This is a genomic window from Halomonas huangheensis, assembly GCF_001431725.1.
Taxonomy (GTDB): Bacteria; Pseudomonadota; Gammaproteobacteria; order Pseudomonadales; family Halomonadaceae; genus Halomonas; species Halomonas huangheensis.
Window position 1 is genome coordinate 2726522 of record NZ_CP013106.1, and the last position, 11807, is coordinate 2738328.

Consider the following 11807-nt stretch of genomic DNA (forward strand, 5'->3'; position numbering starts at 1 on the left):
ATGCGTTGCTCTCGTGATTGAACAGGTCTTCCAGTTGTCATCTCAGGAAACACTGACCAGATGAACAAGGCGGTGCGACGCGGATATCACAAGTAGCGCTTGCGCCTTGTCGGTTCCACCGCCAATGTCACCGGCCAGTATTTCCCCCACTTTCAGCGGACACCAACATGTTGGACAAGGTTCTAATCGCCAACCGAGGCGAGATCGCACTGCGAATCCTGCGCGCCTGCAAGGAGCTGGGAATCAAGACAGTCGCGGTACACTCCAAGGCCGACCGCGAACTCATGCACGTGCGCCTCGCCGACGAAGCCGTGTGCATTGGCCCGGCCTCCTCGGCCCAGTCATATCTGAACATCCCATCGCTGATCAGCGCCGCCGAGGTAACTGATGCCAGCGCGATCCACCCTGGCTACGGCTTCCTTTCCGAGAACGCCGATTTCGCCGAACAGGTCGAGCGCTCAGGATTCACCTTCATTGGCCCACGCCCTGACACCATCCGCCTGATGGGTGACAAGGTCAGCGCCATCGAAGCGATGAAGAAGGCCGGTGTTCCCACCGTGCCAGGCTCAGACGGCCCGCTGTCCGATGACGAGGGCGAACTGATCGCCACCGCGCGACGCATCGGCTACCCGGTGATCATCAAGGCCGCCGCGGGTGGCGGCGGTCGCGGCATGCGCGTCGTGCACACCGAAGCTCACCTGATCTCCGCGATTACCGTGACCCGTACCGAGGCGCATTCTGCCTTCGGCGATGGCACCGTATACATGGAGAAGTTTCTCGAGAAGCCGCGCCATGTCGAGGTTCAGGTACTGGCTGATGGCCAGGGTAACGCCATCCACCTCTTCGATCGCGACTGTTCGCTGCAGCGCCGCCACCAGAAGGTGCTCGAGGAGGCCCCAGCTCCGGGCCTCGATCCAGAAGCCCGTGCGCGCGTTCTCGAGTCGTGCCGCGAGGCCTGTGTCGAGATCGGTTACCGTGGTGCCGGTACCTTTGAATTCCTCTACGAGGATGGCGAGTTCTTCTTCATCGAGATGAACACACGCGTTCAGGTCGAGCACCCGGTCACCGAAATGGTGACCGGTGTGGATATCGTGCGCGAGCAGTTGCGCATCGCCTCCGGCCTGCCGCTGTCGATCCGTCAGGAAGATGTGGAAGCCAGTGGCCATGCCTTCGAGTGCCGTATCAATGCTGAGGACGCACGCACCTTCATGCCCTCGCCCGGCAAGGTCACGCTCTATCATCCTCCGGGTGGTCTTGGCGTGCGCATGGATTCCCATGTATATACCGGCTACACCGTGCCGCCGCACTATGACTCCCTGATCGGCAAACTGATCACCTGGGGCGTCGACCGCGAGACGGCATTGACCCGCATGCGTAATGCACTGGACGAACTGTTGGTCGAAGGCATCAAGACCAATACCGATCTGCACAAGGATCTGGTTCGTGATGGTTACTTCCAGCAGGGCGGCGTCAATATCCATTACCTGGAAAAGAAACTCGGCCTCTGATTACGATCAGCGGACGATCTTGACAGCACGGGGCGGCCTTGGCCGCCCCGGCTGCGTTTTGCCGACCTATCACTATCAGGAGGCTTGCCATGGCCTGGCTTCAGCTCAAGGCACAGGTGCCGCCCGAACAGGCGGAGCTGCTCGAGGAACTACTGCTGGAGGAAGGTGCGACTGCCATCACTCTGCAGGACGCGCATGACGACCCGGTCTTCGAGCCCGACCGCGGCACTACTCCCCTGTGGGATCAGACGGTATTGACCGGTCTCTATGATGACCTCGAAGGCATTCACGACATGCTGGAGCGGCTGGCGGCCGCCTGGGCGGAGCAGATGCCTGAAGAGCCCTGCCCGGTCATCGAGCATGAGCTGCTCGACGACCGTGACTGGGAACGCGAGTGGATGGAAGACTTCAAGCCGATGCGCATGGGGCAACGCCTGTGGATCGTGCCCAGCTGGCACGAGCCACCAGAGGACGATGCGGTCAACCTCAAGCTCGATCCGGGCCTCGCCTTCGGCACCGGTACTCACCCGACCACCGCGCTGTGTCTTGAATGGCTCGATGCGCTGGCGATCGCTGGCGGCCTCGACGACGTCGAGGTACTGGATGTCGGTTGTGGCTCAGGCATCCTGGCCATTGCCGCACTGAAGCTAGGCGCCAGCAATGCCATCGGTACCGATATTGACCCTCAGGCCCTATCGGCCAGTCGTGACAACGCTGAGCGTAACTCCATCGACGAGCCACGCCTGGTGTTGCGCTACCCCGAGCAGATGAACGATGAGCGCTTCCCGCTGGTCGTGGCCAATATTCTCGCCGGTCCATTGGTCGAACTGGCTCCGAGCGTTGCCGGGCATGTGGCTCCGGGAGGGCGCCTTGCACTGTCCGGCATCCTCGACAATCAGGCCGAAGAGGTACTCGAGGCCTACCGTGACCAGGGATTGATCATGGATGAACCGAGCTATCGCGAAGGCTGGGTGCGTCTCAGCGGCTACCGCCCGACCCCCTAAGCAGCCGTAACCACTGTAGATCAGGCGTCTGTACCTTCACCAAAAGTGATTGGACGCGTATGATATGCAGCCCCGATCAAGGACCAGATACATGTCCGATACTCGCCCACTGCCCAGCATTGGCCCCCATCGCCTCACCAGCCGTGTGATTCTTGCACCCATGGCTGGTGTAACCGATCGGCCATTTCGCGCCCTATGCCGACAGTTGGGTGCAGGCCTGGTAGTGGGCGAGATGTTGACCGCCGATCCTGCATTGTGGAACACGCGAAAATCACGTTTGCGCATGGACCATTGCGGCGAGCCGGGGCCCCGTGCCGTGCAGATTGCCGGTGGTGATGCCGAGATGCTTGCTACCGCGGCCAGGCTCAATGCAGAACAGGGCGCCGAGATCATCGATATCAATATGGGTTGTCCGGCAAAGAAGGTCTGTAACAAGGCCGCAGGTTCTGCACTGCTCCGCGACGAGTCGCTGGTGGCCGAGATTCTTGAAGCGGTGGTCAAGGCCGTGGACATTCCGGTGACCCTGAAGATTCGCACTGGTTGGTGCGCCGACAGCAATAATGCCGTGCGTGTGGCGCGGCTGGCCGAGGACAACGGCATTCAAGCGCTGGCCGTGCACGGCCGTCATCGCCAGCAGCGCTACACCGGTGACGCCGAGTACGACACCATTGCCGAAGTAGTCTCCAGCGTACAGATTCCGGTCTTCGCCAATGGTGATATCACATCAGCCGACAAGGCTTGCGCTGTGCTCGACTATACTGGTGCGAATGCGGTGATGATTGGTCGCGGTGCCCAGGGTAACCCATGGATTTTCCGCGAGATCGACCATTACCTGCGATACGGTGAAAAATTGGCCGCCCCAGACATGACTGAACGATGTGGCGTGCTCGGTGGACACCTGAAGGCTCTGCATGCCTTCTATGGGGAGCATATGGGCGTCCGCATTGCCCGTAAGCACCTGGGTTGGTATCTGGACGGTGACAATCGCCTCGACGATGCATCGCGCCGCCAGCTACGCGCCACTTTCAATGGCCTGGACAATGTCCAGAGCCAACTGGATTTTATTGACGAACTCTTTCGTCACGACCCCGCTGACGCGCCTACGCGCGTGGCCAGGGTCGTGGCACACCATGGAACCCGCGCCGCATGACTAGCCGACAAGCCATAGATCAGACGCCATCGTTCTCCTCGCTGGACGACGAAAACCAGGATCTTGAAGGCCTGGCCTCTGCCAGCATGGCCGACAGCGACGACCGCCCGTTGCGAGAAGCCGTGATCTTCGCCATGCGACGTTACTTCAATCATCTTGATGGCGGCACCGTCACCGACCTCCACGCCATGGTACTGGCCGAGGTCGAGGCACCACTGCTGTCTTCAGTGCTTGAGCACACCAATGGTAATCAGACCCGCGCCGCCGAAATGCTCGGCCTCAATCGCGGCACGCTGCGCAAGAAGCTCAAGCACTACGACCTGATCTAGAAGGAAGGGAGCCCAGCGGCTCCCTTCCTGCGTTTGTTCCACCACGATCATCGACTGCTATAGAGACCAACCCCCATGGCCCATTCCTCTCCCATCGCCATTCGTCGCGCCCTGATCAGCGTGTCGGACAAGACCGGGATCGTCGACTTCGCTCGCGCACTGCATGCTCAGGGCGTTGAACTGCTGTCCACCGGCGGCACTTTCCGCCTGCTCAGTGAACACGGTATCCCGGTCACCGAGGTATCCGAGCACACCGGTTTCCCCGAGATCATGGACGGTCGCGTCAAGACTCTGCACCCGACCATTCATGGCGGCATTCTGGGTCGCCGCGGCCAGGATGATGAGGTCATGGAGCAGCATGGTATTGCGCCCATCGACATGGTCGTGGTCAATCTCTATCCCTTCGCCGAGACCATTGCACGCCCCGACTGCACACTCGAGGACGCCATCGAGAACATCGATATCGGCGGCCCGACCATGGTTCGCGCCTGCGCCAAGAACCACGCCTACACCTCCATCGTCGTCAATGCCAACGACTATGCCCGGGTCATCGACGAGATGCAGAACAACGCTGGCGCTCTCGCTCAGGCCACTCGTTTCGACCTCGCGGTCAAGGCCTTCGAGCACACCGCTGGTTACGACGGTGCCATCGCCGACTACCTGGGTCGTCTGGTGGAAGACTCCGAAGATGGCTTCCCGCGCACCTGGAATATGCAACTGACGCGCAAGCAGTCAATGCGCTATGGCGAGAACCCGCACCAGAAGGCCGCCTTCTACGTTGATCCGCAGGCTAGCGAGCCCAGTGTTTCCACTGCTGTGACTCTGCAGGGCAAGCCGCTGTCGTTCAATAACGTCGCCGACACAGATTCCGCCTTCGAGTGCGTCAAGGGCTTCACCGAAACCGCTTGTGTCATCGTCAAGCACGCCAACCCCTGCGGTGTGGCCGTGGGCGATACCGCTCTGGCAGCCTATGACAAGGCATTCGCGACTGACCCGACCAGCGCCTTCGGCGGCATTATCGCCTTCAACGTCCCGCTGGACGCCGAAACCGCACGCGCAATCATTGACCGCCAGTTCGTCGAAGTCATCATCGCTCCCGGGATCAGCAACGAGGCAAGTGCCATCGTCGCCGAGAAGAAGAATGTACGCCTGCTCGATGTCAGCGCCAATTGGTCAAACCAGCGCGATACCGGCCTCGACCTCAAGCGTGTCACTGGTGGCCTACTGGTCCAGGACCGCGACCTGGGCATGGTCGGTCGTGACGATCTGACCGTGGTTACAGAGCGCGTGCCTTCCGAGCAGGAAATGCGTGATCTGGAATTCGCCTGGAAGGTCGCCAAGTACGTCAAATCCAACGCCATCGTCTACGCCCGCGAGGGACAGACCATCGGTGTCGGCGCAGGTCAGATGAGCCGTGTCTACTCGGCACGCATCGCCGGCATCAAGGCCGCCGATGAAAGCCTGTCGGTTCCCGGCTCGGTCATGGCCAGCGATGCTTTCTTCCCCTTCCGTGACGGCATCGATGCCGCCGCTAGCGCTGGTATCACCGCAGTGATTCAGCCCGGTGGCTCAATGCGCGACCAGGAAGTCATCGACGCAGCCAATGAGGCCGGCATCGCCATGGTCTTCACCGGAATGCGCCACTTCCGTCACTGATCCCGGTGTAGAGAATAGAAAAGCTCGGGGTTCAAGCCCCGAGCTTTTCGTTTGTCCTGCTCTTGTCTCTTATCTCTTCCTTCTTACCTCTGCGCCATCATTCCCCAAGATCAATACACAGGTACTTGGTCTCGAGGAACTCTTCCAGGCCCTGGTGGCCACCCTCACGACCCAGACCGGATGCCTTGACACCACCGAAAGGTGCGGAGGCATTGGAAATCATGCCGGTATTGATACCCAACATGCCATATTCCAGCGCATCGGCGAGACGCCACATGCGGCCCATGTCCCGGGTATAGAAATACGCCGCCAGACCATACTCGGTGTCATTGGCCATGCTCACCGCTTCGGCCTCATCATCAAAGGCAAAGACTGCCGCCAGCGGGCCAAAGGTCTCTTCGCCGGCGACCTTCATTGAGGAGGTTGCACCACTGATCAGTGTTGGCGTGAAGAAATTGCCGCCCAACGGATGCGGGTGACCACCGATCCACAGCTCAGCACCACCATCCACGGCATCCTGAACGTGCTCGTTGACCTTGGCCACGGCCTTGTCATCGATCAGCGGGCCAATATTGACGCCGGCATCAACACCATCGCCAACGGTCAGTTCGCTGTTCATTGCCACAGCCAGTTTCTCGCTGAAGGCGTTGATCACACTGGACTGCACCAGGAAACGATTGGTGCACACGCAAGTCTGCCCGGCATTACGGAACTTGGCGGCCATCGCACCAGTGACAGCTGCGTCGAGATCCGCATCCTCGAAGACGATGAACGGCGCGTTGCCACCCAGCTCCAGGGAAATCTTCTGGATATGCTGTGCGGCTTGCGCCATCAGACTGCGGCCGACTTCTGTCGAACCGGTGAAGGTCACCTTGCGTACGACCGAAGACTCGGTCAGAGCACTGGCGATTTCACTGGCGGCCCCCGGCACCACGTTGAACACACCACGCGGAACACCAGCGCGCTCGGCGAGCAAAGCCAGCGCCGTCGCAGACAGCGGCGTCTGACTGGCGGGCTTGCAAATGATGGTACAACCCGCCGCCAACGCAGCCCCCGCCTTGCGGGTGATCATCGCCGCCGGGAAGTTCCAGGGAGTGATGGCACCACAGACACCCACGGGGTGCTTGGTCACCACGATGCGCTGATTGGAATTGGCTGCCGGAATGGTCTCACCGTAGACACGACGACCTTCCTCGGCGAACCAGCGCAGGAAGCTGGCTGCGTAGACAATCTCACCAGCCGCTTCCTTGAGGGGCTTGCCCTGCTCGAGGGTCATGATGGTAGCCAGCTCATCCTGATGCTCGAGCATAAGCTCGTACCACTTCATCAGGATATCGGCACGCTGCTGAGCGGAGAGGTTGCGCCAGGCAGGCAAGGCGGCATCCGCTGCAGCAATGGCCGTTTCGGTCTCGGCACGCCCAAGGCGCGGCACCTGAGCGATGACCTCGCCGGTGGCGGGATTCACAACATCGATCTGCTCATCGCCATCTGCGGCGACCCAACTGCCATCAATATAGGCGAAGGGACGAAACAGCGGCATGTCCTGTAACGAAGTCATGGGGTAGCTCCTGAGGGAAACAGCAATGGGTAATCGACTCCCATGCTAAGCGCTACACCCCCGGATCGCCAACCTGACAGCGACTCAAGATTTATCTGAATCACTATCGAATAGTTGCGAATTTTCCCGACGCCGCGTCTGGCGCGACGCAGAGAGGGTAATCGACACGGAATCCGCAAAACGCAGCGCGTGAGGTTTGTCGATTTCCAGTTGGGTCGTCAGCACCTGCTCATGGCTCATGATCAGATCAAGCAACTCCCGGGTCATACGCTCCAGCAGCAGAAAGCGATTACTCTCGACATGGGCGATGATTTCCTTGGTGATGGTGCGGTAATTCAGCGCCTGCTCGATCTCGTTGAACTCCACGGCGGCATCTGCGGAATAGCGAATCACCGCATTGATGATCACATCCTGTTGATTGCGCAGCTCCTCATCCTTGATACCGATGTAGGTTCTCAAACGCAGGTTCTTGATACGGATCGTCGCCAATGAATGGTCGAGATGCTGATCATCCAACACGTGTAATGCCATACTGCCCTCCCTGACACGGTTATCAACCAGGAGATACGGTTGTTGATTATTATCGGCCGCCAGCCGCTGGAATCATTAACTGGCTCTGGACTCTGGCGCCGAAACCCGGCTCTGGAACTTGGCTCTAAACCCCGGCTCTAACCCCCGGCTCAGCGGCCATTGACCAGAGTCAGGAACTCCTGACGAGTTGACGACTTCTCGCGGAAAGCACCCAGCATCACCGATGACGTCATGCTGGAATTCTGCTTCTCGACACCACGCATCATCATACATAAGTGACGCGCCTCAATGACTACTGCCACGCCCTGAGCATCGGTGACCTGCTGTACAGCGTCAGCGATCTGGCGGGTCAGGTTTTCCTGGATCTGCATGCGGCGCGCATACATATCGACGATACGAGCAAACTTTGAAAGTCCCAGCACCTTACCGTTGGGCAGGTAAGCGATATGGCACTTACCGATGAACGGCAACAGATGGTGTTCACACATCGAGTACAGTTCGATGTCCTTGACCAGCACCATCTCATCGGTCTCGGAGCTGAATACTGCTCCATTGACGATTTCCTCGAGCGACTGGGTATAGCCGCGATTGAGAAATTGCATGGCCTTGGCCGCGCGCCGTGGAGTATCAACAAGTCCTTCGCGGTCCGGGTCTTCGCCCAGTTCCGTGATGAGGTTGCGATAATGGTTGGCAAGAGAGTCGATCATGGTCAGGCCCTTCAGGGGAAATCCAGCTAACGGCTGCGATGGCGCTGCCACCACTTTGCGAATGGCTGATGCAGGTTGGCAATCACGCTCGCATCACGACCGAACTCCCCCCACCAAAGGAGAACGCGTCACACGAGCAGGAATTCTGGCACTTGGCAAAATACAAACCATCTAGTTTACACATTGCCAAACAAAGATGTGACCGCAGCGTAGCGTTGCGTAGGTGGGTCTTGTGCGCATACATACCTTGTACACCATTGAACGCAACGTACAATTCGGAAACAACAAGCGCCGTAGTCTACCTCAGCCAACACTTCTGCGCAGCGCCAGAAACGTCATCCCACCAGCGACTTGCGCATGAAAAGAGGTTACTTCGGTAAACAATGCTCACGCCAACCAACGCGGCGTCTTGTCCATTGCCAGTCGCTGCTGCTCCAACTGGCGAATGTGAGTATCCCAGAACTCCGCGCCTCTGACCCAGGGGAAGGCCGCAGGGAACGCAGGGTCTTCCCAACGCGATACCACCCAGGCACTGTGGCGCACCAGACGCAGCGCCCTGAGAGGCTCCATCAGCTCCAGCTCTCGAGTGTCGAATTCTCGAGCCTGTTCGTAACCTTCAACCACTTCGCTGTACTGCATGAAGCGCTCTTCGACGTCCTCGGAGGTAAGCAGCATCCACAGGTCCTGTACCGCAGGCGCCATCAGTGCATCGTCGAAATCAACCAGTGCGAAGTGCTCATCACGTCCAAGCATGTTGCCGATATGACAATCGCCATGAACACGTAGCCAGGCAAACTGCTGCCAGTCGATCACCTCCATCTGACGTATCATGGCGCTGGAGACACGTTCATAGGCCTGACACTGACGGCGATCCATCCAACCGCTTGCCATCACTACTTCGCCAGCCTGTGCCGCCATGCTGACCGGTTCCAGACGCAGACGTGTGGAGAACTCCTGCCGCTCTCCAACCGCATGCATCTGACCTATCAGTTCGCCCAGCACAAACAGGTGGGAAGGATTTTCCAACTCCGGAGCCTGACCACTCAACTGCGGAAACAACGCGATGCGAAAGCCCTCGCCATGGTGCAGGCTCTCGCCGGCATCGTTGCGCCAGGGAACACCCACAGGCACACCGGCATCCGCCAGCTGGAAGAGCCAATCGTGCTCCTCCTGGATCTGCTCATCCGTCCAGCGGCCGGGACGGTAGAATTTGACTACCCAACGCTTGCGATCATCGTCATGTACCATGTAGACGCGATTCTCGTAGCTGTTGAGAGCGAAGGGCTCTCCCGGCAGCCAGAAACCCAGCGACTCGATGGCCGACACCACAAGGGCCGGAGACAGTTCTGCAAAGGGAAGCAGCGGCGAGGTCATGGAAACTCCAGACAATAATATCCACGCATGCTATCAGACCCTCGACGCAGGTGTCCTTGCCATCGCCCAGGCATCGACACGATCAGCTCCTGAGCGCAGACAGCAACGCGCCAGGTGCTCCATGGTTGCCCCAGTGGTCATCACGTCATCCACCAGCGCCACATGCCTCGGTAGCGTGCCGTCAACTTGAAAGCCTCCACGCATATTACGCAGTCTGGCACTGCGACTCAGACCACGCTGCGCCGTGCCCTGTCGTTGACGGCGTGCCTCAATCACAGGCAGTGATAGGCGCGCTGCCAGTTGGCGCACCAGCCACTCAGCATGCTGAAGCCCACGCTGACGGGCACGCGCTGCATCTGCAGGCACCGCCAGCAGCGCCTCTGGGCGCTCGAGATCCGGCACAGCTCTCAACTGAGCGGCAAGCAACGAGACCAACAGCTGCCCCGCATGACGGTCAGCATGAAACTTGAAACGCTGCACCAACTGCTGCACCTCTCCACGATACAGCAGTGGCGCATGACAAGCCGTATAGGCCGGCGGCAAGACTAGACAGCGACCACACAAACCGTGGTGTGTGACCTTATCGAGGGACCTGCTCAAGGGCTCGGCGCATCGTCGACAGGCGATATGGTTCCATGGCAATTGCCGATAACACGCCTCACACAGCCCAGCCGCCCCCTCCCTGCCCAGCCCCGAGCCGTTGCCCCCCGCAGGCAAACCTTCTCGACACAACAGACAGCTTCCCGGCAACCATCTCCCGGCCAGGCAGTTAACTTTGAAAATGACACTGGTTGACAGTGAACGCCAAGTCTTTATCCTTCGTGTAAACTTAAAATATCCAGCAGAGTTGACCATGACATTGACCTCCCAGTCCGCCACATCGTCATCCGCGACCGCTCCATTCGCTACCACTCCATCTCCCGCTCCTGCCACTCCAACCCATGCGGATTCACGCGTTCGCCATGACTGGTCAGTGGAAGAGATCGAGGCACTGCTGGCGTTGCCCTTCAATGATCTGCTGTTCCGCGCCCAGCAGATTCATCGCACCTATTTCGACCCCAATGCCGTGCAGATTTCCACCCTGCTATCGATCAAGACCGGTGCCTGCCCCGAGGACTGCAAGTACTGCCCTCAATCAGGGCACTACAACACCGGCCTTGGCAAGGAGAAGTTGCTGGAAATCGAGAAGGTCGTCACCCAGGCTCGTGCGGCGCGCGATGCCGGCGCCAGCCGTTTCTGCATGGGCGCCGCCTGGCGCAGCCCGCGCCAGAAAGACCTTGATGTGGTGCTGGAAATGGTCCGTCAGGTCAAGGACCTGGGGCTGGAAACCTGCATGACGCTGGGTATGCTCGATGGTGACCAGGCCTCACAGCTGGCCGATGCCGGGCTCGACTACTACAACCATAATCTGGACACCTCGCCGGAATACTATGGCGAGATCATCACCACTCGCACCTATGGCGACCGTCTGGAAACCCTGGATCACGTCCGCCAGGCCGGAATGAGCATCTGCTCCGGCGGTATTGTCGGCCTGGGTGAATCCTCCCGGGACCGGGCTGCCCTGCTGCAGCAGTTGGCCCGCCTCGAGCCACAGCCCGAGTCAGTGCCGATCAACATGCTGGTCAAAGTGGCAGGCACTCCGCTGGAGGACGTCGACGACCTCGACCCCATCGACTTCATCCGCACCATCGCCGTAGCGCGCATCCTCATGCCAAAGAGCCATGTGCGCCTCTCCGCTGGCCGCGAGCAGATGTCGGAGTCAACCCAGTCACTGGCCTTCCTTGCCGGAGCCAACTCGATCTTCCACGGTGAGACGCTGCTGACCACCTCCAACCCACAACTCGCACGGGACCGGGCACTGTTCGACAAGCTCGGCCTGCACCCCGAACAGCGCGAGGTCTGCCGCAGCGACAACGAGCAGCAGCAACACCTCGAGGCCGCCATTCAGCGTCGCACCAACGAATCCCTCTTCTACGACGCTACGGCTTGA

The 11807-nt window shown here is 59.6% G+C and carries 11 protein-coding genes and 1 pseudogene; 6 read left to right on the forward strand and 6 right to left on the reverse strand.

Annotated features, from left to right (window positions below; translation table 11 throughout):
• Window positions 1-167 precede the first annotated feature (167 nt).
• The 5 genes from accC (at window position 168) to purH (ending at window position 5647) form a co-directional block, all read left to right on the forward strand.
• On the forward strand, window positions 168-1508 hold the full coding sequence (gene accC, locus AR456_RS11900) for an acetyl-CoA carboxylase biotin carboxylase subunit (RefSeq protein ID WP_021817156.1): 1341 nt from the start codon (window positions 168-170) through the stop codon (window positions 1506-1508).
• A gap of 89 nt (window positions 1509-1597) precedes the next feature.
• A complete protein-coding gene (gene prmA, locus AR456_RS11905; protein ID WP_021817155.1) occupies window positions 1598-2512 on the forward strand; it encodes a 50S ribosomal protein L11 methyltransferase in 915 nt (304 codons plus the stop codon).
• A 91-nt stretch (window positions 2513-2603) separates the two neighbouring features.
• Entirely contained in the window at window positions 2604-3662 is a 1059-nt protein-coding gene (gene dusB / locus AR456_RS11910; RefSeq protein ID WP_021817154.1) for a tRNA dihydrouridine synthase DusB, read from the forward strand.
• Between the two features lie 86 nt (window positions 3663-3748).
• Window positions 3749-3991, forward strand: a complete 243-nt coding sequence (fis, locus tag AR456_RS11915; protein ID WP_081694551.1) for a DNA-binding transcriptional regulator Fis — start codon at window positions 3749-3751, stop codon at window positions 3989-3991.
• A 75-nt stretch (window positions 3992-4066) separates the two neighbouring features.
• Entirely contained in the window at window positions 4067-5647 is a 1581-nt protein-coding gene (purH, locus tag AR456_RS11920; protein ID WP_021817152.1) for a bifunctional phosphoribosylaminoimidazolecarboxamide formyltransferase/IMP cyclohydrolase, read from the forward strand.
• Between the two features lie 97 nt (window positions 5648-5744).
• Here the strand turns inward: purH and AR456_RS11925 are convergent, their stop codons facing one another.
• From AR456_RS11925 to AR456_RS21820, 6 genes and pseudogenes are all read right to left on the reverse strand, one after another.
• The gene (locus tag AR456_RS11925) at window positions 5745-7205 is read right to left on the reverse strand and encodes an NAD-dependent succinate-semialdehyde dehydrogenase (RefSeq protein WP_021817151.1); all 1461 of its coding nucleotides are present in this window, start codon (window positions 7203-7205) and stop codon (window positions 5745-5747) included.
• A gap of 84 nt (window positions 7206-7289) precedes the next feature.
• On the reverse strand, window positions 7290-7736 hold the full coding sequence (gene folX / locus AR456_RS11930) for a dihydroneopterin triphosphate 2'-epimerase (RefSeq protein WP_021817150.1): 447 nt from the start codon (window positions 7734-7736) through the stop codon (window positions 7290-7292).
• Window positions 7737-7885: 149 nt separating this feature from the next.
• A complete protein-coding gene (gene folE / locus AR456_RS11935) occupies window positions 7886-8443 on the reverse strand; it encodes a GTP cyclohydrolase I FolE (protein ID WP_021817149.1) in 558 nt (185 codons plus the stop codon).
• Window positions 8444-8830: 387 nt separating this feature from the next.
• Window positions 8831-9817 (reverse strand): serine/threonine protein kinase, encoded by a 987-nt coding sequence (locus AR456_RS11940; RefSeq protein WP_021817148.1) that lies wholly within the window; start codon window positions 9815-9817, stop codon window positions 8831-8833.
• 33 nt (window positions 9818-9850) lie between these two features.
• Window positions 9851-10360, reverse strand: a complete 510-nt coding sequence (locus AR456_RS11945; protein ID WP_021817147.1) for a ComF family protein — start codon at window positions 10358-10360, stop codon at window positions 9851-9853.
• Window positions 10361-10375: 15 nt separating this feature from the next.
• Window positions 10376-10672, reverse strand: a pseudogene (locus tag AR456_RS21820) (double zinc ribbon domain-containing protein); the annotation flags it as partial.
• Between AR456_RS21820 and bioB the strand changes: the two are divergent.
• A complete protein-coding gene (gene bioB / locus AR456_RS11950) occupies window positions 10671-11807 on the forward strand; it encodes a biotin synthase BioB (protein ID WP_081694546.1) in 1137 nt (378 codons plus the stop codon). The pseudogene AR456_RS21820 and the gene bioB sit on opposite strands and share 2 nt — an antisense overlap.

What these genes read in the sequence shown, in the direction of transcription:
- AR456_RS11940 (WP_021817148.1), bottom strand. Translation starts at nt 9,817, where the DNA reads ATGACCTCGCCGCTGCTTCCCTTTGCAGAACTGTCTCCGGCCCTTGTG.
- AR456_RS11925 (WP_021817151.1), bottom strand. Translation starts at nt 7,205, where the DNA reads ATGACTTCGTTACAGGACATGCCGCTGTTTCGTCCCTTCGCCTATATT.
- fis (WP_081694551.1), top strand. Translation starts at nt 3,749, where the DNA reads ATGGCCGACAGCGACGACCGCCCGTTGCGAGAAGCCGTGATCTTCGCC.
- accC (WP_021817156.1), top strand. Translation starts at nt 168, where the DNA reads ATGTTGGACAAGGTTCTAATCGCCAACCGAGGCGAGATCGCACTGCGA.
- dusB (WP_021817154.1), top strand. Translation starts at nt 2,604, where the DNA reads ATGTCCGATACTCGCCCACTGCCCAGCATTGGCCCCCATCGCCTCACC.
- bioB (WP_081694546.1), top strand. Translation starts at nt 10,671, where the DNA reads ATGACATTGACCTCCCAGTCCGCCACATCGTCATCCGCGACCGCTCCA.
- folX (WP_021817150.1), bottom strand. Translation starts at nt 7,736, where the DNA reads ATGGCATTACACGTGTTGGATGATCAGCATCTCGACCATTCATTGGCG.
- folE (WP_021817149.1), bottom strand. Translation starts at nt 8,443, where the DNA reads ATGATCGACTCTCTTGCCAACCATTATCGCAACCTCATCACGGAACTG.
- purH (WP_021817152.1), top strand. Translation starts at nt 4,067, where the DNA reads ATGGCCCATTCCTCTCCCATCGCCATTCGTCGCGCCCTGATCAGCGTG.
- prmA (WP_021817155.1), top strand. Translation starts at nt 1,598, where the DNA reads ATGGCCTGGCTTCAGCTCAAGGCACAGGTGCCGCCCGAACAGGCGGAG.